Annotated in this window: 21 protein-coding genes; 7 read left to right on the forward strand and 14 right to left on the reverse strand. The window is 61.5% G+C overall.

Annotated features, from left to right (window positions below):
* Positions 1–51 precede the first annotated feature (51 nt).
* Entirely contained in the window at positions 52–741 is a 690-nt protein-coding gene (gene phoB / locus OPU96_RS08080; RefSeq protein WP_003231714.1) for a phosphate regulon transcriptional regulator PhoB, read from the reverse strand.
* Between the two features lie 153 nt (positions 742–894).
* Here phoB and OPU96_RS08085 point away from each other — a divergent pair, with 153 nt between their 5' ends.
* Positions 895–1,272 carry a COG4315 family predicted lipoprotein gene (locus OPU96_RS08085; RefSeq protein ID WP_192298046.1) on the forward strand — a complete coding sequence of 126 codons (378 nt, stop codon included), beginning with the start codon at positions 895–897 and terminating at the stop codon, positions 1,270–1,272.
* 126 nt (positions 1,273–1,398) lie between these two features.
* On the opposite strand, the gene ubiA is transcribed toward OPU96_RS08085, so the two are convergent.
* Positions 1,399–2,289, reverse strand: a complete 891-nt coding sequence (gene ubiA / locus OPU96_RS08090) for a 4-hydroxybenzoate octaprenyltransferase (RefSeq protein WP_192298045.1) — start codon at positions 2,287–2,289, stop codon at positions 1,399–1,401.
* Complete coding sequence (locus tag OPU96_RS08095) at positions 2,289–2,852, reverse strand: chorismate--pyruvate lyase family protein (RefSeq protein WP_498558946.1); 564 nt, start codon at positions 2,850–2,852, stop codon at positions 2,289–2,291. Before OPU96_RS08095 ends, ubiA begins: the two co-directional genes overlap by 1 nt.
* Positions 2,853–3,048: 196 nt before the next feature.
* Between OPU96_RS08095 and OPU96_RS08100 the strand changes: the two genes are divergently transcribed.
* The 6 genes from OPU96_RS08100 to OPU96_RS08125 all read left to right on the forward strand — a co-directional run bounded on the left by OPU96_RS08100 (position 3,049) and on the right by OPU96_RS08125 (position 7,340).
* Positions 3,049–3,216, forward strand: coding sequence for a rubredoxin (locus OPU96_RS08100; protein ID WP_003213373.1), 168 nt, complete (start codon positions 3,049–3,051; stop codon positions 3,214–3,216).
* 36 nt (positions 3,217–3,252) lie between these two features.
* Positions 3,253–4,401, forward strand: coding sequence for an NAD(P)/FAD-dependent oxidoreductase (locus tag OPU96_RS08105; RefSeq protein ID WP_498558947.1), 1,149 nt, complete (start codon positions 3,253–3,255; stop codon positions 4,399–4,401).
* A gap of 191 nt (positions 4,402–4,592) precedes the next feature.
* A complete protein-coding gene (locus OPU96_RS08110) occupies positions 4,593–4,868 on the forward strand; it encodes an HU family DNA-binding protein (protein ID WP_003213368.1) in 276 nt (91 codons plus the stop codon).
* Between the two features lie 177 nt (positions 4,869–5,045).
* Positions 5,046–5,480: a DUF1795 domain-containing protein gene (locus OPU96_RS08115; RefSeq protein ID WP_192298042.1), complete on the forward strand. Its 435-nt coding sequence runs from the start codon at positions 5,046–5,048 to the stop codon at positions 5,478–5,480.
* 43 nt (positions 5,481–5,523) lie between these two features.
* Positions 5,524–6,810, forward strand: coding sequence for a PAAR domain-containing protein (locus OPU96_RS08120; protein ID WP_498558948.1), 1,287 nt, complete (start codon positions 5,524–5,526; stop codon positions 6,808–6,810).
* A complete protein-coding gene (locus OPU96_RS08125; protein WP_305391754.1) occupies positions 6,807–7,340 on the forward strand; it encodes a hypothetical protein in 534 nt (177 codons plus the stop codon). Before OPU96_RS08120 ends, OPU96_RS08125 begins: the two co-directional genes overlap by 4 nt.
* Positions 7,341–7,420: 80 nt before the next feature.
* Here OPU96_RS08125 and OPU96_RS08130 read toward each other — a convergent pair whose 3' ends face one another.
* The 11 genes from OPU96_RS08130 to tssB form a co-directional block, all read right to left on the reverse strand.
* A complete protein-coding gene (locus OPU96_RS08130) occupies positions 7,421–8,020 on the reverse strand; it encodes a hypothetical protein (RefSeq protein ID WP_226454699.1) in 600 nt (199 codons plus the stop codon).
* A gap of 19 nt (positions 8,021–8,039) precedes the next feature.
* Entirely contained in the window at positions 8,040–12,488 is a 4,449-nt protein-coding gene (locus OPU96_RS08135; RefSeq protein WP_498558949.1) for an RHS repeat-associated core domain-containing protein, read from the reverse strand.
* A 12-nt stretch (positions 12,489–12,500) separates the two neighbouring features.
* Entirely contained in the window at positions 12,501–12,932 is a 432-nt protein-coding gene (locus OPU96_RS08140; RefSeq protein ID WP_226454697.1) for a DcrB-related protein, read from the reverse strand.
* 15 nt (positions 12,933–12,947) lie between these two features.
* A complete protein-coding gene (locus OPU96_RS08145; RefSeq protein ID WP_305391752.1) occupies positions 12,948–14,888 on the reverse strand; it encodes a type VI secretion system Vgr family protein in 1,941 nt (646 codons plus the stop codon).
* A gap of 158 nt (positions 14,889–15,046) precedes the next feature.
* The gene (gene tssH / locus OPU96_RS08150; protein ID WP_498558950.1) at positions 15,047–17,701 is read right to left on the reverse strand and encodes a type VI secretion system ATPase TssH; all 2,655 of its coding nucleotides are present in this window, start codon (positions 17,699–17,701) and stop codon (positions 15,047–15,049) included.
* Positions 17,694–18,737 (reverse strand): type VI secretion system baseplate subunit TssG, encoded by a 1,044-nt coding sequence (gene tssG, locus OPU96_RS08155; protein ID WP_192298246.1) that lies wholly within the window; start codon positions 18,735–18,737, stop codon positions 17,694–17,696. The genes tssH and tssG overlap by 8 nt, the downstream gene beginning before the upstream one ends.
* Positions 18,701–20,560, reverse strand: a complete 1,860-nt coding sequence (gene tssF / locus OPU96_RS08160; protein WP_463983695.1) for a type VI secretion system baseplate subunit TssF — start codon at positions 20,558–20,560, stop codon at positions 18,701–18,703. The genes tssG and tssF overlap by 37 nt, the downstream gene beginning before the upstream one ends.
* Positions 20,557–21,072, reverse strand: coding sequence for a type VI secretion system baseplate subunit TssE (gene tssE, locus OPU96_RS08165; RefSeq protein ID WP_192298034.1), 516 nt, complete (start codon positions 21,070–21,072; stop codon positions 20,557–20,559). Before tssE ends, tssF begins: the two co-directional genes overlap by 4 nt.
* Positions 21,073–21,150: 78 nt before the next feature.
* On the reverse strand, positions 21,151–21,639 hold the full coding sequence (locus tag OPU96_RS08170; protein WP_017735732.1) for an Hcp family type VI secretion system effector: 489 nt from the start codon (positions 21,637–21,639) through the stop codon (positions 21,151–21,153).
* 174 nt (positions 21,640–21,813) lie between these two features.
* Positions 21,814–23,310 (reverse strand): type VI secretion system contractile sheath large subunit, encoded by a 1,497-nt coding sequence (gene tssC / locus OPU96_RS08175; protein WP_122485224.1) that lies wholly within the window; start codon positions 23,308–23,310, stop codon positions 21,814–21,816.
* A 2-nt stretch (positions 23,311–23,312) separates the two neighbouring features.
* Complete coding sequence (gene tssB / locus OPU96_RS08180) at positions 23,313–23,819, reverse strand: type VI secretion system contractile sheath small subunit (protein ID WP_010207547.1); 507 nt, start codon at positions 23,817–23,819, stop codon at positions 23,313–23,315.
* Positions 23,820–23,837 lie beyond the last annotated feature (18 nt).

A 23,837-nucleotide genomic window follows, 5' to 3' on the forward strand; every position in this document is an offset into this window, starting at 1 on the left:
TTCACTTAAACATGCGTCCTTGTCAGCTGTTTAGGAGGGTAAGGGGCTGGCTCAGCCTTTGGTGGAGAAGCGGTAGCCCGTGCCGCGCACGGTTTGTACCAGATTCTCGTAGGCATCGCCCAAGGCTTTGCGCAGGCGACGGATATGCACGTCCACGGTGCGCTCCTCCACGTACACGTTGCCGCCCCAGACCTGATCGAGCAGCTGGCCGCGGGTGTAGGCGCGTTCCTGGTGGGTCATGAAGAATTGCAGCAGGCGGTATTCGGTGGGGCCCATCTCGGCCGGCGTGCCATCGATGGTCACGCGGTGGCTGATGGGGTCGAGGATCAGGCCGCCGACTTCAATCGGCGCTTCGCCATCGGTAGGCCCGGCGCGACGCAGGACGGCTTTCAGGCGCGCTACCAGCTCGCGTGGGGAAAACGGCTTGGTGATGTAGTCATCGGCGCCGACTTCCAGGCCCTGGATCTTGTTGTCCTCTTCGCCCTTGGCGGTGAGCATGATGATCGGGATGTCCCCGGTCAGTTCGTCACGCTTGAGACGGCGGGCCAATTCGATGCCGGAGGTGCCGGGCAGCATCCAGTCGAGCAGGATCAGGTCGGGCTTGCGGTCGACGATAATGGCATGGGCCTGCTGGGAGTTTTCCGCCTCCAGGCAGTCGTAGCCGGCCATTTCCAACGCAACGGCGATCATCTCGCGGATGGGCGCTTCGTCGTCAACGATCAGAATGCTCCTGCCAACCATGCCTAAATCCTCTTGTCATTTAACTGTCTTGCGCCGCATTAGATAACGGAATTATTGCAGTCGTGTGACAGTAATTTAGTCGCTTGGGCAATCTGCGTCTCTGTGGGCTACGCTTTGAGTCCGAATCCTGACAACCACAAAAGGAAGGTTCCGATGACTTACAGTACTGTTTCCTGGAAGGCCCTGTTGGTAACGGCGGCGTTGGCGCTGCCGAGCCTGGCCTTCGCGATGGACCCGGCGATGACTAAAGACGGGATGCTGGTGGATCACAAAGGGATGACGCTCTACACCTTCGACAAGGATGCCGACGGCAAGTCAGTGTGCAAGGACCAGTGCGCGATGAACTGGCCGCCCCTGATGGCTGAATCCACTGACAAGTCGATGGGCGACTGGACGGTGATCACCCGTGATGACCAGACCAGTCAGTGGGCTTACAAAGGCAAGCCGGTGTACACCTACAAGGATGACAAGAAGGCCGGGGACAAGACCGGTGATGGCAAGGGTGGGGCGTGGCATGTGATCAAGCCTTGAGCCAGCAGAGCCACTAAAAGCATCGCGGGCAAGCCCGCTCCCACACTTTGAGTGTATTCACCGATCAAAATGTGGGAGCGGGCTTGCCCGCGAAGGCGATCGTTCAGTCACTACAAAAAATGGCACTTAGCGAAACCCGTAATCCAACACAATCCCGACAAAAATCGCCAACCCCGCCCAGTGGTTGTGCAAAAACGCCTTGAAGCACTTCATCCGATCCCTGTCCCGCGTGTACCAGAACTCCCACGCAAAACAGCCCGCCGCGGCCAGCAGCCCCAGGTGGAACCAGCCCCCCAGCTCAAACCGCGCCCCGGCCAGCAACAGGCACGCCAGCGCCAGCCCTTGCAGGGTCAGGATAATCACGCGATCGGCATCGCCGAACAGGATGGCGGTGGATTTCACGCCGATCTTCAAGTCGTCATCGCGGTCGGTCATCGCGTAATACGTGTCGTAACCCACCGTCCACAGCAGGTTCGCGATGTAGAGCAGCCAGGCAGTGGCAGGCAGGCTGCCGGTCTCGGCGGTGAACGCCATCGGCATGCCCCAGGAAAACGCCGCGCCCAGCACCACCTGCGGGTAATAGGTATAGCGCTTCATGAACGGGTAGCTCGCCGCCAGGGCCAGGCCGCCCAGAGACAGCAGGATGGTGGTGGCGTTGGTCAGCAACACCAGCAGGAAACTGATGCCCATCAGCACCGCGAAAAACACCAGCGCCTCTTTCGAACTGATCTTGCCGCTCACCAGCGGGCGTTGCTCGGTGCGTTTCACATGGCCGTCGACCTTGCGGTCGGCCCAGTCATTGATCACGCAACCGCCGGCGCGGGTCAGCACCACGCCGAGTACGAAAATCACGATATTGATGAAGGACGGCGAACCCTTGCCGGCAATCCACAACGCCCACAGCGTCGGCCACAGCAGCAGGTAGATGCCGATGGGCTTGTCCATGCGGGTCAGTTGAATGAAATCCCAGGCCCTGGGGTTCAAGCGGTTCAGGGACTTGAGCAGGCGTTGATACATCAGCAGTTCTCCGGATGGGCGTGCAACGCGTGCCAGAAGTTCGGCAGGAAGACTTCCGCGACCAGAATGCTCAGCGCGCCGCGATCGAAGCGCGAGCGACGGCCCCACAGCCCGTCGGCCTGATCCGCGGTGGGCAGCCATTGGCGCGGGTAGTGGCACACCTCGATGGCTTGGCGGGTGAATGCCTGGTCGCAAAACAGCAATTCGCCCAGCGAGCGGCTGCCCAGTTGATCCATGTGCAAGCCATCGCCCTGCAATGCGCTGCGCGCCGCCACGCTGCGGGCAAACACCCACGGCTGGCCGTGCCCGCGTAAATACACTTCGCGCACCCAACCGACGCTGGCAGGGGCCAGTTCCAGGGCGGCGCATTCGTCGTCACGCAGCGGCTGCCAGCCCTCGAACAGCGGTGTCACGCTGAAACCGTCGTTGGACAGCCACGTCAGCCGGCGCGTCAGCGAGTCTTCGTTGAACAGCCAGTTGACGGTCAGGGGCGCAGGCATTGGGGACAGAAGGCTCTGGGTCAGCCATTGGCAAGCATCGGGCAGGGCGATTGAGTGCGGCACGGTGAGTCAGTATTGGCAGCAAAAGAGGCGGCGAGCTTACCATGGCGTCCCGGGATTTTGCCGGGCCGGCCCTGCCGTTTGCGTCGATCATGCTTGCATCTGCACGCCCCGATCAGTACAAAACGCCCTGAGCCGTGCGGCAATGCTGGATCTATCGACCGTCGGCCAAGATGCCTGGACCCTGAGGAAACAAGTAATGAAGAAGTGGCAATGTGTAGTCTGCGGCCTGATCTACGACGAAAAAGACGGCTGGCCGGATGACGGCATCGCGCCGGGCACCCTGTGGCAAGACGTCCCGGAAGACTGGCTGTGCCCTGACTGCGGCGTGGGCAAGATGGATTTCGAAATGATCGAAATCGGTTAATTTTCAAGCAAAGAAACGTACTACAAGGAGAAAGGAATGAACGCACCTGTCGTGATCATCGGCACAGGGTTGGCCGGTTACAACCTGGCCCGGGAGTTTCGCAAGCTCGACAGCGAGACCCCATTGCTGCTGATCACCGCCGATGACGGGCGTTCCTACTCCAAGCCCATGCTCTCCACCGGCTTTGGCAAGAACAAGGAAGCCGATGGCCTGAGTATGGCCGAACCCGGCGCCATGGCGGAGCAACTCAAGGCTGAAGTGCGCACCCACACCCGCGTCAGCGGCATCGACCCGGGCCACAAGCGCCTGTGGATCGGCGAGGAAGCGGTGGCCTATCGCGACCTGATCCTGGCCTGGGGCGCCGAGACCGTGCGTGTGCCGGTGGAAGGCGATGCCGCCGAGCTGATATTCCCGATCAACGACCTTGAAGACTACGCACGCTTTCGTGCCGCCGCTGCCGGCAAGCGCCGGGTGTTGCTGCTTGGCGCAGGTCTGATTGGCTGTGAGTTTGCCAACGACCTGATCCTTGGCGGCTACGAAGTCGAACTGGTGGCCCCGTGCGAGCAAGTCATGCCGACCCTGCTGCACCCGGCTGCGGCCGCTGCGGTGCAGGCCGGGCTGGAAGGGCTTGGTGCGCGTTTCCACCTGGGCCCGGTGCTCAACCGCCTGCAGCGCGGTGCTGACGGGCTGGAAGCGCACCTGTCGGACGGTGAAGTGATCCACTGCGACCTGGTGGTCTCTGCCATCGGCCTGCGCCCACGGGTAGACCTGGCTGCTGCCGCCGGTTTGCAGACCAATCGTGGCGTCACGGTGGACCGCCACCTCAAGACCTCCCACGCCAATATCTATGCCCTGGGTGACTGCGCCGAGGTCGATGGCCTGAACCTGCTGTACGTGATGCCACTGATGAGCTGCGCCCGCGCCCTGGCCCAGACCCTGGTCGGCAATGCCACGACGGTCAGCTACGGGCCGATGCCGATCACCGTGAAAACCCCGATCTGCCCGCTGGTGGTCTCGCCGCCGCCACGGGGCAGCGAAGGCGTATGGAGTGTCGAAGGCCAGGGCGCCGACATCAAGGCGCTGTGCCGCGACGCCAGCGGTCGCCTGCTGGGTTACGCGCTGACCGGTGGCGCCGTGATGGAAAAACTGGCGCTCAACAAAGAACTCCCGCCATTGTTGGCGTAAATACCAGTCGTTCTGTCGGAATCAGCACGTTCCTATCCCCAGAAAGGTCGCCGCGAGACTGGCGCGGCGTCCTAGGGCATGCCATCCTCACTCCCGTCTGCCGCAGAGTAGAGCCTGCGGCGCTTTGGGCGCTGCTCCATTAGAGAGCAGCACGGACATAACAACAAAAAACCGTCAAAGAGGCTTCATTTATGCGTAAACCAGAACTCGCAGCCGCCATCGCTGAAAAAGCGGATCTCACCAAAGAACAGGCCAACCGCGTCCTCAACGCCGTTCTCGAAGAAATCACCGGCGCCCTGCACCGCAAGGACAGCGTCACCCTGGTTGGCTTCGGCACCTTCCTGCAACGCCACCGCGGCGCACGCACCGGCAAGAACCCACAGACCGGCGAGCCAGTGAAGATCAAGGCGAGCAACACCGTTGCGTTCAAGCCGGGCAAGTCGCTCAAAGACAGCGTCAACCCGTAACAGCGGTAGCGCCTCGAAGGGAGGTGGGGTGGTAGAAAAGATGGGCACGCCGACTGGGTTGGGTGCCCATTTTTTGTGGGACCGGGTCAGGGTATCGCCCTCGGCTTGATTGTTGTGAAGCATTACTCGACTATTTGCGCCTTCCCGAGTCACTCATGTCCATGGAAAGCGATCACTGTGACCCTCTACAGAATTCAAGAAGCAGACCTCGAAATCCCTGATACCTGGCAGGACCAGAGTATCAATATCTTCAAGCTGCCAGCTGTTGGCAGCGCCAAGGAAGCCAGCTTTGTCATCAGTCGTGATGCCTCCCAAGGTGATGCGACCTTCGCGGATTACATCGACAAGCAAGTGCAAAGCGCCGAGCAGCAATTGCCGGAGTTCAAGTTGATCCAGCGCTGGGACACGGTGCTGCATGGACATGCCGCCACACTGGTGGATTACACCTGGAAGCGGGAAGGGCGCGAGCTGATGTTGCGCCAGATGTTTATTGAGCGAAAACCGGCCGTGCTGATTACCACACTGACGACCACACCGGGTGACCTGGCGTCTCACGAGACGGCCTGGAAAATCGCCATGAGCAGCCTGAAGCCCCTTGTGTCTGGCGCCTGATTCGCACACGGCAGCGGTTTAACCCATACGGTAGATACACGCAATGGATGCGCAAGCAGCAGCCCGCTTGGGTGATGAAATAGCCCACGGATTCGGCGTCGCTGCAATGCTGGCGGGCGCAGTCGCAGGTGCATTGATCGGTGCCGCGGTGATCGCAGCGACAGTTGCCACGGGTGGACTGGCAGTGGCAATCATGGCCGGCTCAGTCGCGGCGGGTGGGCTGTCGATGTTCCAGGTGGTCAAGGGCTTGAGTACCATTTTCAACCTGCCCGAGCCCACGACAGGGGCACTGGTGGCGGGCAGTTTCAACGTCTATATCAACGGCCTCAATGCGATGCGCGCCGGTGAGGATATTGCCTCCTCCTGCAGTGGGCTGCCGATGAATCACCCGGTTTGGCCCTTCCCGGTTTTGATCGCCGAAGGCAGTGCCACCGTGTTTATCAACGGCAAGCCGGCAGCACGCCTGCACAGCAAAATGGTGTGCGGTGCCCATATCAAGAGTGGCAGCCCCAATACCTTTATCGGTGGGCCAACCGTCTCGGTCGCCTTTGTGCTGGATATCGAGGGCTGGATGCATACCGGGTTTGAAGCCTTGGGCATCCTGGCCATGGGTGGCGCTGCGATCCTGGCGGCGATGGCCGGGCTGGCTGCCCTGGCCGGGTTCGTGGTAATCGGCGGCGCGGTGATGGGCGGTATGGCGTTGCTGGGCGACCTGGGGGATCGTTTGGGCCCAGGCTATCGGGACTTGCTGCAAGGGGTTGCCGGCATGGCGCTTCTGGGGCTTGGGCCGAAAATGGCAAAAATCGGCACGACCCCCAAGGTGCGGTTCAAGCCGGGTTATACCCAAGACGACATCATGGCGATTCCCCAGTACAGTCGACCGAATCCTGCCGACTATCTTGAGGGTTCTTATATCTCCAAGCACCTCAAGGTGTTTCAGGATGAAGGGGGGGCGTTCCTCTTCACGCCGGATGATATCGCCAACCCGATGTACACAACATTCAGTCCTTCCAAGTACGTCATGGCGAAGTCGGACCTGCACGGCGTTGTCGGCGAATTCAAAAAGACCGGCGACCTTGCGGTCCTGGAAAAGGCCCTGGGTTATGACCCTGGCACCTTTACCGGCAAAGAAATTTATATGATGGACCTGAACAATCCCAAGGTCGTCATGCCAACCGGTAATGAACGCGGAGCCAACTCACTCTGGCGCCCCGGTGGCGTGACCCATCCTGGCGGGATGCGTGAGGCGGTGCTGGACAATGTGGGCATTCCACACGGCAACGACATCAATTTCCTGCTCGCGAACCCCGATGTAGTGAGAATCCAATGAGTGCCAATTTAGATAATGTGCTGCTGCTTGCCCTGGCGAATAACGACCTGGATAAGTTCCTGGTGGGCGAACCGTTCTACTTTCAAGAAGCCAAGAGCGACAACGACGAGCCACAGAATGTGGTCGCAGCGTTCGATCTGTTGGTGGTGCGCTATTGGCAAGAGACCCGCGACCCGCAATTCCCAGGTTGTTTCGTCGCGGCCTTGCTTAAAATCCTCGCGACTTACCCTGATCGAAATCGGGCGATTTACGCCGCGGCAGTGTGGGTGTGGTACTACCGTTTTTGCCTGAGCAAAAAGCGCACGAACCCCGATGGTCTGTATGCCGACCTGTTCGAGATCGACATGGGTGCCGTGGCAGTGGCCCTGCAGAAGCAGCTGGAACGGAACAAGGCTGCCCTTGTCGGCGATACCCGCTGGGCGGGCGCTGGCTGGAATAGCCAGAACGGCCTGTGGGGGCCGTTGATGCGTACTGCGCTGGTGGTTCGGGACAAACTGGGTGGGCCCGACTTCGTCCCCGCCAACATCTGATGTCGCGAATGACCATGGACGGTCAGGACGCTTGTCCCACGCCGACTGGGCTGTGCCTTTTTTGTGGGGTCTGACCTGACTCAGCCGTAGAAGTAGTCAAAAAAGCGTTGGTAATTTTCCTCGCCCAGTAACGGGCCGACTTCCTTGTTGAGTAGCTTAACGAATTTGCTGGAGAGCTCATCGTCGTCGTTGTAGATATCAAAAATGTCGAATTTTCCATGGACGATCTCGACAGTCTTGGCGAAGGCCAGCAGAAAATCCGCAAGAGAGTCGGCAATCTTGAAAGGCGCTATGGCATCGTAGCTCGCCAATACGGGTGTGCCTGGAATATCGGTAACTGCGATAACCGGCTTGCCACCACCGATGTCATCCATGAAAACCAGATGTTGTGCCGGCCAATTTCCATTCAACTCAGTCTTGTTGGATTCGCCTGCCCACTTGTAACCGACCTGACCATCTTCCAATGCGTCCAAGCTGAAAAAGCGGATGGGGGTCAAACCTGTTTCGATTTCTACATCGACAGGCTCGCAAAAGTCGTAAAAGTAGTCCGTCTCAGAGGAGCGAGGCAGGGTTTGTGGCCATTTGGCGTTTGCCTGGCCGTTTTTTTCGAAGCTCCCTTCGATGTCAAATTTCTTGTGGATGCGGCGCAATTCTTTAAAGGCGTTATCGAGGGCGCTCATGTTCTTCTCCAATGGAAACCTATTTACCGCAGCCGGGTTTTGTAGCGGGTGTTCTGGCTCGGTCGATCAATCGGCCTTTGCCTGCGTTGGCGTAATTCTTCCTGTGCCCTTGCGGGCTGTTCAAGTGTTCGTCAATGCCACTTGGATGGTTCGCGTTTTGCAAGAACACAATGTTCCTTGGGTCACCTTTCCAGGCTTTGCCCAATGCACCGTTACCTTCGACGCTGTTGATGTGGTGGCCGGTGTAGCCTGCTTTGGACATCAAAGAATTCAAGCGTGCGTTGCTCTTGGTATTTTTGATCAACTCACGCTCATGGTCCGCCCAGTCTCTTGAGCCGCCACCGCGGGTCACAAGCTCCCGCTCTTCTCCCCAAGCCCGATTGATGGCTGTGCCACGACCACCAGCCTTGGGTGTCACGGAATCTTTGGGCTTGTACCGTACCAAATCCTTCGGGTTCAGGCCGTAGGGGTCGATCCACGTCAGCGGATTCGTTGAATACAGATAAAGATTCAGCCCCCCGGCGAGGCCAATGGGGTCAGGCGTAGTGAAGCGGCCGATATCCGGATCGTAGAAGCGGAAAATGTTGTGATGCAGGCCAGTTTCCCGATCCAGATACTGCCCCTGGAACCGCAGGTTCTGCTCTTCAATGTAGTAAGGCTCACGCGTTTCTCGAACGGTGTTTCCCCAGACCTGATAGCTGGCTTGCCAGACTGTCTGGCCTTCTGCTTCCGAAAGCAACTCGGGCAGCCCGTTCATGTCATTGTGGTAATAGCGCACTTTTTGCTGGGCGCCTGTCCCGTCAACCCGGGCCAGGGGTTCGTGACCTTCGTCACCGTAGATATAAAGACTGGTCTGCGCATGTTTGTGCTCTTGCACCAACCGCAGCCCATCCCATGTGAAGCGAGTTTCACTCAGTAAATGGCCATTTGCGTCGTGGGTTGTTTTGGATGTTCGTCGGCCAAGAGGGTCGTAGGACATGCGGACGACTGATCGCTGCGTGCCCTGTTCATTTCGTACCTCAATCAAGCGATGTTCAGCGTCATAGGCGAATCGCTGGACGCCGCGTTGGGCACTTCGCTTCTCGACCATGCGGCCGAAACCGTCGTAGCGATAGCGTTTGTCTTGGTATGTCAGGAGCTTGTTGTGTACAACCAGTCCGGCGCCAGCCTGTGGGCCATCGAGCAGGTTGGCAGCGGCGTCATAGGAATAGGTTTCGTGTCGTGCTGCAAAATTGTCCTGGCTGGCGATTATTCGGTCGGTTGCATCGTAATGCAGCAACTGGCTGTGCTGACCGCCGGGCCGTTGCTCAAGCTTGCCCACCAAGTTATCGGCGGGGTCATACTCGAACTGTTTTAGTACTGCGCCAGGGAGTACCGATGCCCGGCTGATATGGCCGCGTTCGCGCGAGCGCAATCGGCCGCAGCGATCATAACGCTGGCGTGTACTCAGGTGTCCCTGAGTACGCAGGACTTCGCGGTGTAAGCGGTCGCGCTCAAAGTCGCTGATAACCCGTCCATCGAGGTTTATCTGATGGAGGTGACCGCTGCCGTAGTACAACCGATTGAGCCAGCGCCCGTCGGGTAAGCGAGTCTGGTTGAGGTTTCCCAACTCGTCGTAGCAATGTTGTAAAACACCTGCCCTGGTTTTTTCTTCGACGGTCTGCCCAAGGGCGTCATAAGTGAAGCTGACGGTGTGTTGTTGGCCTGTCTTATGGGTAAACGTGACAGCTTTGAGCTGGTCCAGTAAGTCGTAACTGTATTCCGTACGCCCGTCATCGGTGACTTTGACCACCATTCGTCCCGCCGCGTCGCGCTCAAAGTCATGCACGATGGATGGTTCGGGCACCGCCGTTACTACTGCCAGGCCACTGCCGACTGGTGCTGCAACCGCCTCCATGCGTGAAATGTTGTTCAGTGCGTCGTAGTCATAGCGGCGGAGACTGCCATCCAGATCCTGTTGCTCGGAGACACGATCATTGGCGTCCCATTCGAAACGGTATTGTTCACCGTTTTCGTTGGTCAACGTACGCAGGCGGCCATAGCTGTCATAGGCAAAACTGACCTGTCGGCCGTGCGCATCGACGCGCTCGCGGACCTGCCCCTTACGGTTGCGCTGATAGTGTGTGGAGTGGCCGGCAAAGTCGGTATGTGCAACCAGTTGGCCGCTGCCGTCGCGTTGGAAATATTCAGTACGCCCATCTGGAAGTTGAGTACTCAGCACTCGGCCTTGGGCGTCGTGTACAAACGACGTGCGCTCACCCAGTGCATCAATGATGACCTGTAAATAACCTCTCTCGTCGTAGCTGAAGCGCGTCGGGTAACCGGAGCAGTCAATGTGTTCAATGAGCTGGCCGAACGGATTCCAGCGTAGCCGTTTGCTTTTGCCGGTGGCGTCGATGATCTCTACCGGTTGCCCGTGACTATCGTAGCGATACTTCGTGACATGCCCTAGCGGGTCGGTCTCGACGGTACAGTTACCCCGTGCGTCGTAACGTGAAAGCCAGGTGTTGCCCTCGCAGTCAGTCACCGATACCGGCAAGGCCCAATGCTCCAGCCACACCGTCGAATCACTGCGCCCCAACGGGTCACTCTCGCCGATCAGATTTCCGGCCTCGTCATAGCTGTACTCATAGCGCCCACCCTGCGGATCGGTGGCGCTGAGCAATTGGCGTTCGTCGTTCCACTCGAACAGCCAGGTCTGGCCGAGGTTGTCGCTGTACTGGATGATCTGGTGCTGCGTGTTCCACAAGCGGGTGCTGACGCGCTGCAAGCCATCGGTGATACGCGTGAGGCCGGCCTGCAAGTCATAGTCGAACTGGTAAGCGTCGCCTTCATCGGTCCAATGCCGGACCACGCGCCATTCCAGGTTTTCCACCAACGCCCATTCGTAAAAACACCGTAACCCGGTCGGCAGTTGATGCTCGACCATCCGGCGGCCGTTGTCGTAGGCGAAGCGGCGTTGCACCTGGCCGGTCGCGTCGCGTACTTCAGCCAGGCTCCCGGCCATGTCATAGCCGTAGCTGACTAGCACTTCACGACGCTGATCGGGATACACACGCTCGATGCGCGCCAATTGGCCTTGCTCACGAATCAGCTCAACTTGCACCAGGTCGTGCGTATCGCGCAGCCTTACCAGATGCCCGGCTTCGTCATAGTCGATGTAGATACGGTTGTCGTTACGATCACCCAACTGGCTCAGACGCAGCCGCGACGGGTTGGCCGTAGGCTCGAACAAGCGGTACAAACCATCGTCGCTTTCAATCAGCAACTGCCCATTGAGGTGGCGGCGCACCGCGAGTCCTTCACCGGCGCTGAATACCGCGCCGCCCAAAGGAATCGAGCCCATGTCGATCGGCCGACCCTGCTCGTCGGTGTAGATCAGCGTTTCACCCCCCTCAGGATGGGGGCGAATGTCGACGCACACTTCATAAGCCACGCTCCAGCCAGCACCCAACAAGCTGCCCGAGCGTTCATCGCGGCTGTTGTAGACCCGTTGCCAGGCAATCGGCAGGATGCCGGGCAGCACAAAATCCAGCTCCTCGACATCGCCCAACACTTTCGCGCCGGTCGCCGCATGCACCGGGTTCGACGAGCCCATCGCCGCATTCGCCATCGCCCCCATCGCGCTGCTGACGGCCATCGACGTCGCGCCGCTGATCAGCATGCACGGCAGCTTGCTGAAGAACTTGCCCTTGCCACCTTTGAGCATCAACAACGCCGTCACCGCCAGCCCGACGCCCGGCGTCTTGCCGCTGCGAATCTCGCGCACCACCACCGAACCGCCGCCGATGGTCACATTGGCGGAAATCAGCCCCGAACCCACCACCGTCGCATCGCACGTACTGCGATCACCGCTGCGCACCGCCGGCTGGCCGTTGACCGTGACCTTGTCCGAGCCCTCGGCCAGGAACTGCGGCGGCATGGGCGGGTGCTTCATGCACACCACCAGGTCCAGCGGCTTGGGCACCGCGCCTGGCGCCGGCGTAGCGACCGTCGGGCGCCACATCTGTGAGAAGAAACTCTCGGCCATGTCCAGGTAACCGGGCTCTGGTGCGGGTTCTTCCAGCTCGGTGCCGGCCGGCGCGACGTGGGAGCTGATCGCCCCGGCAGCGCGGGCGGCGGGGATGTTATTGGTCAGGGTGTTGGTGGAACCGGTGAGAATGTTTGCCTGTACCGTGGGCGGAAACAGGGCGTTGCTAAAGCTCTCGCATAAATTCGACAGGCCTTTGTCCGCCCCCGTCTTGCTCATGGCCAACCCGACAATCGTGCCCACCACCGCGCCCAGCAGGAAGCAACCGAGCCCGCCAGTGGCGACGGTTATGCCGGTGGCGGCCACCACCGCTGCGGTCGCCACGGCGGTGATCGCAATATTGGCCGCCACCTCCAGCACACCGCCGAGGATGTCGGCCATCATCGACGTGTGGGCAAGCGCGTCGCCCATGCGGGCCGCCCATAGCGCGTCAGCCATGCAGGCGGCTCATCAAGGGGCGTCGAACGACAGCGAGTGCTTGATCAAGGCCCAATGCGCGGCCTCGGCATCGCCGAGCTTTTCGGCTTTCACATAGCTCAACGCGAGCATCTTGCGCGTGCCCGGCAACACCAGCGCCAATTGGTACTGGAACACCTTGTCATTGCCCTTGTTGAACTGGCTGCGCAACTCGATGCCTTCGATCTCTTGAGCCGCGCCCAAACGCACGACTGTGCTCGGCTGGCAGCGCAAATCCTGCACCTGTTGTTCCAGGCGCTTGAGCTGGTCGGCGAAGTTGCTGTGCAGGGTTTCGTCCTCGGCCAAGAGGCTGCGACTGATGATCAGGGAAGTGCCCAGTTCAGGGAACTTGAGGATATTGATCGTGGCGTCCTGCAACTCGGCGGCCGGCAGTTGGAACTGGAATTCGTTGATTCGGTACGTCATCGCAAACAGGCCTCGTCAGGAGCTTTTGGGCGTTGGGAACGCGGCTTTGATATTGGCGTCGATGCTGGCTTTCACGCCCTGGCCATCGGGTGTTGCGCCGGGGCCGCCGCCGTTGTTCAGATGCAGCACACCGCCGGTGTTGAACTCGGCATCACCGCTGGCGTAGAAGCTGATCTGCACGCCCGTGAGGTTGATCTGCCCGCTGGCGTTCAACTCCAGGATGCTTTCACCGCAGACCAGGCGCAGGTTCTCGCCCACTTCAATGACGTAGCTCTGGCTGATGCTGTCGGTCTTGCGCTGGCCCACCGAGAGGATGTCTTCCTGTTTGACGATGCGCAGGCGGTTGTTGCCGATGCTCACCGTCTCGTTGTGGCCGATGCTCTTGTTGCGGTCATGCCCCACCGAATGGCTCTCATCCACCTCCACCACGATGTCCTGGTTGCGCTCGGCATGGATGTACAACTGCTCCAGCCCCTTCTTGTCCTCCATGCGGATTTCATTGAAGTTGGCTGGCGTGCCGCCCTTGCTGGAGCGGCTTTTCATGCCGCTTTGCGTGGCGTTCTGCGGCAAGTCGTAAGGCACCGTCTGCTCAGCGTTGTACACCCGCCCGGTGATGATCGGCCGGTCGGGATCGCCTTCCAGAAAACTCACAATCACTTCCTGGCCGATCCGCGGGATCTGCATCGAACCCCAGTTCTTGCCGGCCCAGGATTGCGACACGCGAATCCAGCACGAGCTGTTCTCGTTGGATTGGTCGTGACGGTCCCAGTAGAAGTGCACCTTCACCCGGCCGTACTGGTCGGTCCAGATTTCCTCGCCCTTGGGCCCGACCACCAACGCGGTCTGCGGGCCTTTGACGATGGGCCGGTAGGTGCTCGCCAGTGGGCGGAAGCTTTGCTGGGCATCGATGCAGGTCAGGCTGCTGCTGAACTGCGCCTCGCCCGAGCCGCCGCCACTTTCCAGGCTCTCCTGGGTGATGTGGTAGCGGACGCCGACGATCAGGTATTCGCGGTTCTGGTCCTGGCGGCTGAAGCCGGTGAGGCTGAACAAATGCCCGGAGCCCAGGCCCCGCGCATTGCCGCTGAACTCGATCTGCTCGTGCAGGGTTTGCAGGGCTTCGATGCGGGTGCGCGCATAGTGTTCACCGTCCTGGCTTTGCACGTAGGTGCCGGGGTAGTCGTACAGCGGGTAATCACCGGCAGTGTGCGGACGCGGCATCGCCGAGCGCACCTCGATGCTCGCGCTGGGGCGCTGGAAGTCGTAGTCGTTGAGCTCCAGCGAACCGGGCTGCACCTCCTGCGCCAGGTGCCAGTTGTACATATGATCGCGTTCGCGCTGCTGCTCGTCCTTGGGGTAGTACGGAATCGACGCGTAGCCCGGCACCGTGGTGTGCGCGCCATAGGCGTCGGCCAGCACCAAGACGTGGCGGTCCTGCTCGTGGCGGAAGAAGTAGTAGATGCCTTCCTGTTCCATCAGGCGGCTGACGAAATCGAAGCTGGTCTCGCGGTACTGCACGCAGTATTCCCACTCGCGATACGGCCGGCTCAGGGCGTCTTCGAAATCCGAAAAACCCAGGTCGCGAAACACCTGCTTGATGATCTGCGGGATGCTCAGGTTCTGGAAAATCCGGCAGTCCGAGGTGCGGGTCAGCAGCCAGAACCATGGGCGCAACACCACTTGGTAACTGGCGAACTGGCCCTGGTCGATGTCCTGGCTGCACCGCGCAACGATGCCGTGGAAATGCCGCTCACCGCCATCCGCCAATTGCACGCCCACGCTCATGGGCTTGCCGAGCAACTGGTTGAGGTCGATGTTGGCGTCCAGGGACGTCAGTTGCAGCTCATAGTTGAACAGCCGGCCCAACTCCTCACCGCCGCCCATTCCGTTGAGCAGCAGCACATCCGGCCCGAGGGGGCTGGTGATTTTGGCCAGGCGTGAGGCTTGGTTAAAAAGCATCGGTTAACCCGTAAATGTCGTTATGTCTGACGAAACCGCATCAAAATGTGGGAGCGGGCTTGCTCGCGAAGGCGGTGAATCAGTCGCCGGTTGTGTCAACTGACACACCGCTTTCGCGAGCAAGCCCGCTCCCACAGTTTTTCCCGCATTTCTTCAGGTCAATCGTTGAACTGGTAGTGCAATTCGTTATCCCGGCTGCTGATCCGCACACCCGCCAACGCCTTGCCTTCGAGCATGCGCGTGAGGAATTCACGGCTCATGTCCGGCAGCAGGCTGTTGGTCAGGATCGTATCGATCATGCGCCCGCCGCTTTCAGTCTCGGTGCAACGCGAGACGATCAGATCGACCACCGCGTCGTCGTAATCGAACGCCACCTTGTGCGTACTCTCCACACGCTTCTTGATGCGGCCCAGTTGCAGGCGGGTGATCGCCTTGAGCATCTCGTCGCTGAGCGGGTAGTACGGAATCGTCACCAGGCGCCCCAGCAGCGCCGGCGGGAAAATCTCCAGCAGTGGCTGGCGCAGGGCCTTGGCGATCTCTTCCGGCTCCGGCAGGTTCGCCGGGTCTTTGCACACGTGGGAAATCAGCTCGGTGCCGGCGTTGGTGGTGAGCAGGATCAGGGTGTTCTTGAAGTCGATCACGCGGCCTTCGCCGTCTTCCATCACGCCCTTGTCGAACACCTGGAAGAAGATTTCATGCACGTCCGGGTGGGCTTTTTCCACCTCGTCCAGCAGCACCACGCTGTAGGGCTTGCGCCGCACGGCTTCGGTCAGCACGCCGCCTTCGCCATAGCCGATGTAACCCGGCGGTGCGCCCTTGAGGGTCGACACCGTGTGGGCTTCCTGGAACTCGCTCATGTTGATGGTGATCACGTTCTGCTCGCCGCCGTACATGGCTTCGGCCAGGGCCAGGGCGGTTTCGGTCTTGCCCACGCCGGAGGTGCCCGCCAGCATGAACACGCCAATCGGCTTGCTCGGGTTGTCGAGGCCAGCGCGGGAGGTCTGGATGCGCTTGGCGATCATCTGCAAGGCATGGTCCTGGCCGATGATGCGTTTTTTCAGGTGCTGGTCGAGGTTGAGCACCGTCTCCAGTTCGTTGCGTGCCATGCGGCCCACCGGGATGCCGGTCCAGTCGGCGACCACCGAGGCCACGGCCTGGTAATCCACGGTCGGCAGGATCAGCGGGGTTTCGCCTTGCAGGGCGCTGAGGCGCTGTTGCAGGTCGACCAGTTGAGCGCGCAATGCATCGTTGCCGCTGTCCACCGCGCCGACGGTCTCGCGCAGGGTCGCGCGGGTGGCGAGCAGTTCGTCCACCAGGGCCTTTTCTTCGGCCCAGCGGCTTTCCAGGGTGGCGAGACGCTCACGCTCGGCGCTCAACAGGGCTTCGGTATTGCTCTGGCGCGCGCCAATCGCAATGCCGATGGCATGCTCGCGGGCGATGATCTGCAGCTCGGTTTCCAGCGCTTCGATACGCCGGCGGCTGTCGTCCACTTCCGCTGGCACCGCATGCAGGCTGATGGCGACGCGGGCGCAGGCGGTGTCCAGCAGGCTGACGGATTTGTCCGGCAGTTGGCGCGCGGGGATGTAGCGGTGGGACAGCTTCACCGAAGCTTCCAACGCCTCGTCGAGGATCTGCACCTGATGGTGCTGCTCCATGGTCGAGGCCACGCCGCGCATCATCAGCAGGGCCTTGTCTTCCGAAGGTTCGGCAACTTGCACCACCTGGAAGCGACGGGTCAGGGCCGGGTCTTTCTCGATGTGTTTTTTGTACTCGGCCCAGGTGGTCGCGGCCACGGTGCGCAAGGTGCCACGGGCCAGCGCTGGCTTGAGCAGGTTGGCCGCGTCACCCGTGCCGGCGGCGCCACCGGCACCCACCAGGGTGTGGGCTTCGTCGATAAACAGGATGATCGGCTTGGGCGACGCCTGCACATCTTCGATGACTTGGCGCAGGCGCTGTTCGAACTCACCTTTCATGCTCGCACCGGCTTGCAACAGGCCGACGTCGAGGCTGCGCAGTTCCACGTCTTTCAGCGCTGGCGGCACGTCACCGGCGACGATGCGCAGGGCGAAGCCTTCGACCACGGCGGTCTTGCCCACACCGGCTTCGCCGGTGAGGATCGGGTTGTTCTGGCGGCGGCGCATGAGGATGTCCACCAGTTGGCGGATCTCTTCATCACGACCCACGATCGGGTCGAGCTTGCCGCTGCGCGCCTGTTCGGTGAGGTCGACGGTGAAGCGCTTGAGGGCTTCCTGCTTGCCCATGGCACTCGGCGCCATGGCGCCGCTGGCTTCGCCCGGAACCCCGGCGTTGAAACCGTCGCTGGCGCTCAAGGCATTTTCCGGCGAGTCGCCGACGTATTCGTCAAAACGTTCGCTCAGGGCTTCGGCCTTGATCTTGTCGAATTCCGACGACAGGCCCAGCAGCGCATGGCGCAGGCTCGGCGTCTTCAAGATGCCCAGCACCAGGTAGCCGGTGCGCACCTGGCTTTCGCCGAACATCAGGCTGCCGTAGACCCAGCCGCGCTCAACGGCTTCCTCCACGTGGGACGACAGGTCGGTGATCGACGTCGAGCCACGGGGCAGGCGGTCCAGCGCTTCGGTGAGTTCACGGGCCAGGCGCGCCGGCTCGACGTTGAATTGGCGGATGATGCGGTGCAGGTCCGAGTCCTGCAGTTGCAGCAACTGGTGGAACCAGTGGGCCAGTTCCACATACGGGTTACCGCGTAATTTGCAGAACACCGTGGCGGCTTCGATGGCCTTGTAGGCCACGCTGTTGAGTTTGCCGAACAGTGCGGCGCGACTGATTTCACCCATGCTCTGGATTCCTTGAGGTGGTGGCGTGATCGGCGTAATGCCGGGCCAGGATTAGGTCGTTGGCGTCTTGCTCGGGTTTGCCGAGCCAGGTGTTGAAGCCCAGGCGGAACCGGCCATTGAGTTGCAGCGCCGGGACTTCGGGTTGTTGCAGGACCAGGTTCAAGTCCCAGTCCAATTCATGCCCCAGGTACTCGGCCACCCATGCCACCAGCTCGTTGAACGGCTGTTGGCCGGGCAGCATGCCCATGTAGTCGTCGAGGCTGAGCGGGCCGAGGCGGATGCGGAATTTATGCTGGCGGTCCCACACGTGGCTGCCCAGGCAAAAATCCACGCCCAGGCGGTTGGCGCTGACCCCGACGCGGCTGCGTTCGGGCAGTTCCAGCCATTGGCCGACGTACTCTTCGATCGTCACCGGCAGGCCGAAATACTCGCCGAGGATCGCCTTCAAGCCGTCCGGGTAGCGGGTTTGCGCCGACAGGTGGCCGCTGTAATGCAGCTTCGCCGTGTCGGGGATCAGGCCCTGATCGAGCAGGCTCGGCATGCCGCGACCGCTCAGGGCGGCGAGGCGGGCGGACCAGTAATCGTCGTGCGGGCGGTCGTGACTGACCGTCGGCCGCGCCTCGGCCCAGGCCCGGTAAAACAGGCTGAGCAGGCGGTGGTGGAACACGTCCAGAAACTGTTTGCTGGTGCTGTCGGCGTTGTTGCGCTGGCGCTCGCGCACGTACTCGGTGATGTGCAGCGGCAGCGGGCCGTTGGGGCCGCCAAGGCCAAAGAAGAACTGCTCCAGGCGCGCCGGTTTGCCGTCGCCACCCGGATCGACCGAGGCCAGGGTGGCCGGGGCGAAGGTGCAATCGGCCCGTTGGCCAAGGCGCAGCGGGTCGTCCGCCAGGCGCAGGGAATGGCCCAGGCGCGGCAACTCTGGCGATTCGCACTCGATACGCCGCAGCGCCTGGAAAAAATCGTATTCCCAGGGTTCCTGATGCATCGCATCCAGGGTCTTCACAGGGTTGGCCGCCGCCCGGGCTTGGCTTTCCAGCGCATGATCTCGCCGCGCTCCGTGGTGCGGATCACCGTCTCGGTAAAGCTGTTGATCGACACGTAGCGCGCCAGGAAGCGTTCCAGTACCGCACCAAGCAGGAACACGCCGGTGCCGCGAAACGCGTTTTCGTCGAACTCCAGGGTGATCTCCAGGCCACGGCCAAACACAATCGGGCCGGGCATCGGCAGGCGTCGGGTCACGGCTTTGCTGCTGACCTCGCGCAGGCCTTCGATCTGCAATTGCAGCGCGGCGTCGTTGCTGTCGCCGTACAGGCGCAGCAGTTCGCGCAAGGCGCCGGCCCCCTGGCCCTGTTCGCTTAAGGAAAGGTAATTGAGCGAGAGCTGGCTGATCAGGCGCCAGGCCTTGGCGTCATGCGCATGGCTGGCCCGTGGGCGGCTCGGACCGGCGACGCAGCGCACGGCCAGCACCGGGGCGCTGTCGGCCAGGGTGAAGTCGGTCTTGCCGTTGCCCACGCTCATGAACAACGGCAGGTCGCGGTTGGTGCACAGGGCGGTCACGCCGAGTTGGCGCAGGTCGTGGCCGTACGGCGCTTGGCGGCTGTCGACCAGGCTGACAAAGGTTTCGCTGCCCACATAGGTCGAGCGCGGCCCGTTGCGACGCTGGTCGCTGGACAGCACCCGTGGCTCGCGGCGCACCGTGTAATACGCCTGGTCGCGGCCGTAACGCGACGGGTCGCGCACCGCGTAGAACGGCAAGAACGGCTGTTCCGGCCCGGTGCCATGGCCCGTCAGGCCGCTGAGCGAGTGAATCTCGAAATCCATCGGCCGCGTACGGTCGGCGATCACATGGTGTTCGTTGACGCGGTCGGACAAGTGGATACGGTCCACGCGCTTGGGAAACAGGTTGATAGCCGGCGTGCAGAACGGCAGGAACTGCGCCGCGCCGACGCTGCCTTCCAGGCTCGGCTCGTGGCGGTCGAACAGCACGATCAACTCCAGCTCCTGGCCGTCGCAGCGTTTGATCGCACGGCCCAGCTCGGCGAATTCGACGAACAGGAAACGGTGGGGCAGGGCGAAGTATTCCTGCAACAGGCGATAGCCCTGGAACGCGCGCGCCACCACCGGCATGGCGGCGTCGGCGTCGTCAAAGCCCCGGGAGCGCAACGCGTCCTGCGGCAGGCGTTCGACCCAATCGCCGCCGGGCTTGCGCGCAAATACCGCGCAGGCGTTGCCCAGCAGTTGCTCGTAAAGGCGGAACGGTTGCTCATCGGCGCCACTGAGGTACAGCGGCAAGGTGTCGAGGTCGAGGCTGTTGAACGGCAATTCGGCGCCGGTGCGCAAGGTCAGGCGCAGGCCGGCCTTGGCTTTCGGCTCGCTGGCGGCCAGGCGCCCGAGCACGGCGGCGGGGTTGCCGAAGTATTCGGCATTGGCCACCTGCAACGGCCACAACGTCACCGGGTGCGCGGTGCGGTACTCGCAGCAGGTCTGGGTTTCGCGGCCCAATGCGGCGCGCAGGACGGTGTCGCGGGGCAGCGGGAAGCCGCTGGCCAGTGAGCCTTCGTCCGGGTCGGTCTGCAATTGCACCACGGTCATCGACGGCGTCGGCGCCAGGTAGTGCGGGTAGGCGATTTCCAGCAGGTTGTGGGTGAAGGTCGGGTACTCGGCGTCGAGCTTGAGCTGCACGCGGGCAGTCAGGTAGGCAAAGCCTTCGAGCAAGCGTTCGACGTACGGGTCGGCGCAGTCCATGCCGGACAGGGTCAGCCGACTGGCGATCTTTGGGTATTCCTTGGCGAACTCGGCGGCGCTTTCGCGCACGTGGTGCAGTTCCTGGTTGTACAACTCCAGCAGGCGCGGGTTCATGGGCGTCTCCGCTGGTCGGCATTCACCACGCGCACGTGGCCGGATTCCAGGTCGAGGTCGGTTTGCAGCAACAGGCGCAACGGCACCGGCTGCGCCCACAGGTCGCCTTCGATCTCGAAACTCAGCGCGTTGTGGTTCATCTCGCCGTGGCCGACGCGGGCTTTGACGCGCAGGGTGTGGCGCAGAATGCGTGGCTCGAAGGTGGCGATCGCCTGGTAGATCAAGGCTTCCAGAGCCTTGATGTCGACGCCGGAAACACTGTTGCCAGCCAATGCCGGCAGGCCGTAGTTGACCACCGACGTACCGGCCGGGGTGTGCAGCGTGGCATCGGCATCGAGCAACGACGTGGTGTTGAGCAGCCACGCCAGGTCACGCAAAACCGAGGCTTTCAATTGGGTCAGGGACAGCACGCGTTTGTCGGCGCTTTCCTTGGGGTTGGTTGGGTCGTCGTCGGTCAACCTGTCCAGCAGGGACGGTTGCAGACGGTCGCGGGAAGCGATTTCAGTTACCACCAAAGCAGCTCCACGGACGGGTTGCGAGAGGAACAAAAATGCTGGGGCCGTGGCGGCAAGCCACGGCCACCAGAACTATCAGCGCTTGGTGTTGGAACGGATGTTCCAGCCAAACTTGATCGCGCCGCCGTCTTTGGTGCCGTCGGCTTTCTGCGGCTGGTAGTCGACCATCACTTGGGCGAAGTTCAGGGTGACGTTCTCGGTCAGGCGATCATCGGAGCCCGAACCGCCAGTGCTCAGGGACGTGACCAGCACTTCTTCCAGGTTGATCACCATGTACTCGACCTGGCTTTCACCACCGGCCTTGCGCACGGTCAGCTTGACCTTGTCGATGTGCTTGCCGCTGGCGCAGTGCATCATCAGGTTCGGCGAAGCCTTGTCGACGTACTTGGTCAGCGACAGGTCCTGGATATTCACCTTGCCCGCGCCGCCGCCACCGCCAACGTGCATGTTGCCGGACTGGGCCATGCCCCAGCTCCAGTTCAGCACGTCGATTTCGTCCTTGTGGGCCTTGTCCATGGACTCGCCCTTGATGTCGCCGATCTTGATGAAAATATCAACAGCCATGTTTTCTCCCTGTGTGGCCCAAGCCACTGAATTTGATTTGTGTGGGAGTCGCTTTGTGTGGGAGCGGGCTTGCTCGCGAAAGCGGTGTATCAGTCAAAGATAGTTCGACTGACCCACCGCTTTCGCGAGCAAGCCCGCTCCCACACAAGCCCCTCCCACAGACGAGCGAATGGTTTAGGCGGATTTTGCCGAAGGCAGCTTCGATACCAGACGCAACGACACGGTCAGCCCTTCCAGTTGATAGTGCGGGCGCAGATAGAACTTGGAGTTGTAGTAACCCGGGTTGCCTTCCACTTCTTCCACGATCACTTCGGCGGCGGCCAACGGGTGCTGGGCCTTGGTGGTTTCGGTGGAGTGGGCCGGATCACCGTCCACGTAGTTCAGGATCCAGTCCTGCAACCAGCGCTGCATCTCGTCCTTCTCTTTGAAGGAGCCGATCTTGTCGCGCACGATGCACTTCAAGTAGTGGGCGAAGCGGCACGTGGCGAACAGGTACGGCAGGCGCGCGGCCAGGTTGGCGTTGGCGGTGGCGTCCGGGTCGTCGTATTCGGCCGGTTTCTGCAACGATTGCGCGCCGATGAAGGCGGCAAAGTCGGTGTTTTTCTTGTGCAGCAGCGGCATGAAACCGTTCTTCGCCAGTTCCGCTTCGCGGCGGTCGCTGATGGCGATTTCGGTCGGGCACTTCATGTCCACGCCACCGTCATCGGTCGGGAACGTGTGGGCTGGCAGGTTTTCCACTTCACCGCCGGATTCCACGCCACGGATGCGCGAGCACCAGCCGTAGTGCTTGAACGAACGGTTGATGTTCACCGCCATCGCGTAGGCGGCGTTGGCCCAGGTGTACTTGGAGCTGTCGGCGCCGTCGGTGTTTTCTTCGAAGGCGAAAGCTTCCACCGGGTCGGTCTTGGCGCCGTATGGCAGGCGCGCCAGGAAGCGCGGCATGGTCAGGCCGATGTAGCGCGCATCTTCCGATTCACGCAGGGAGCGCCAGCCGGCGTATTCCGGGGTGGTGAAGATCTTGGTCAGGTCGCGCGGGTTCGACAGTTCCTGCCACGAGCCCATGCCCATCACGGTCGGCGAAGCGGCGGCGATGAACGGCGAGTGCATCGCGGCGCAGACTTTCGACAGCTCGCCCAGCAGCTCGACATCCGGCGGCGACTGGTCGAAGTAGTAGTCGCCCACCAGGCAGCCGTACGGTTCGCCGCCGAACTGGCCGTATTCTTCTTCGTACATCTTCTTGAAGATCGGGCTCTGGTCCCACGCGGTGCCCTTGAATTTCTTCAGGGTCTTGTGCAGGTCCGGCTTGGAGATGTTGAGCACGCGGATCTTGAGCTGCTCATCGCTCTCGGTGTTGTTGACCAGATAGTGCAGGCCGCGCCAGGCGCTTTCCAGCTGCTGGAAATCCTGGTGGTGGATGATCTGGTTGACCTGAGCGGTGAGCTTGGCGTCGATGGCGGCGATGATCGATTCAATCGACTTGATCGCGTCGTTGGACACCAGGTCAGTCTGCGCCAGGGCCTGTTCTGCCAGGGTACGCACGGCGGTTTCCACGGCTTCGCGGGCACGCTCGGTCTTGGGCTTGAACTCTTGCAGCAGCAGGTTCGCGAACTCGCTGGCTTCTTCGGTGGCGCCCAGGATCTGGGAGCCTTCGCGGGCGGTATTGTCAGTCATGATTACTGGTCCCCTGCAGGCTTGGGCGCACTGGCAAGTGCTTGCAGCAGTGCCGGGTCCTTGATCGCCTTCATGATGATTTCTTCAGCGCCGGTCTTGCCGTCCATGTAGGTCAGCAGGTTGGCCAGCTGGGTGCGGGCTTCGAGCAGTTGGTTCAGCGAGTCGACCTTGCGGGCCACGGCGGCCGGGCTGAAGTCGTCCATGCTTTCGAAGGTGATGTCCAGGCTCAGGTTGCCTTCGCCGGTCAGCTCGTTCGGCACGTGGAAGGCCACGCGCGGTTGCATGGCCTTGAGGCGCGAGTCGAAGTTGTCGACGTCCACTTCAAGGAACTTGCGGTCGGCCACGGGCGCCAGAGGCTCGGCGGGCTTGCCGGCGAGGTCGGCCATCACGCCCATCACGAAGGGCAGCTGGACCTTTTTCTCGGCGCCGTAGAGCTCGACGTCGTACTCGATCTGCACTCGAGGCGCGCGGTTGCGCGCGATGAATTTCTGAGAACTTTGCTTCGCCACGTTGCTGCTCCTGGTCGC

It is taken from the genome of Pseudomonas sp. RP-B7 (assembly GCF_059803535.1).

Excerpts from the sequence above, each read along its gene's own strand:
- phoB (WP_003231714.1), bottom strand. The coding sequence starts at position 741 with ATGGTTGGCAGGAGCATTCTGATCGTTGACGACGAAGCGCCCATCCGC.
- OPU96_RS08085 (WP_192298046.1), top strand. The coding sequence starts at position 895 with ATGACTTACAGTACTGTTTCCTGGAAGGCCCTGTTGGTAACGGCGGCG.
- ubiA (WP_192298045.1), bottom strand. The coding sequence starts at position 2,289 with ATGTATCAACGCCTGCTCAAGTCCCTGAACCGCTTGAACCCCAGGGCC.
- OPU96_RS08100 (WP_003213373.1), top strand. The coding sequence starts at position 3,049 with ATGAAGAAGTGGCAATGTGTAGTCTGCGGCCTGATCTACGACGAAAAA.
- OPU96_RS08105 (WP_498558947.1), top strand. The coding sequence starts at position 3,253 with ATGAACGCACCTGTCGTGATCATCGGCACAGGGTTGGCCGGTTACAAC.
- OPU96_RS08110 (WP_003213368.1), top strand. The coding sequence starts at position 4,593 with ATGCGTAAACCAGAACTCGCAGCCGCCATCGCTGAAAAAGCGGATCTC.
- OPU96_RS08120 (WP_498558948.1), top strand. The coding sequence starts at position 5,524 with ATGGATGCGCAAGCAGCAGCCCGCTTGGGTGATGAAATAGCCCACGGA.
- OPU96_RS08125 (WP_305391754.1), top strand. The coding sequence starts at position 6,807 with ATGAGTGCCAATTTAGATAATGTGCTGCTGCTTGCCCTGGCGAATAAC.
- OPU96_RS08130 (WP_226454699.1), bottom strand. The coding sequence starts at position 8,020 with ATGAGCGCCCTCGATAACGCCTTTAAAGAATTGCGCCGCATCCACAAG.
- OPU96_RS08135 (WP_498558949.1), bottom strand. The coding sequence starts at position 12,488 with ATGGCTGACGCGCTATGGGCGGCCCGCATGGGCGACGCGCTTGCCCAC.
- OPU96_RS08140 (WP_226454697.1), bottom strand. The coding sequence starts at position 12,932 with ATGACGTACCGAATCAACGAATTCCAGTTCCAACTGCCGGCCGCCGAG.
- OPU96_RS08145 (WP_305391752.1), bottom strand. The coding sequence starts at position 14,888 with ATGCTTTTTAACCAAGCCTCACGCCTGGCCAAAATCACCAGCCCCCTC.
- tssH (WP_498558950.1), bottom strand. The coding sequence starts at position 17,701 with ATGGGTGAAATCAGTCGCGCCGCACTGTTCGGCAAACTCAACAGCGTG.
- tssF (WP_463983695.1), bottom strand. The coding sequence starts at position 20,560 with ATGAACCCGCGCCTGCTGGAGTTGTACAACCAGGAACTGCACCACGTG.
- OPU96_RS08170 (WP_017735732.1), bottom strand. The coding sequence starts at position 21,639 with ATGGCTGTTGATATTTTCATCAAGATCGGCGACATCAAGGGCGAGTCC.
- tssC (WP_122485224.1), bottom strand. The coding sequence starts at position 23,310 with ATGACTGACAATACCGCCCGCGAAGGCTCCCAGATCCTGGGCGCCACC.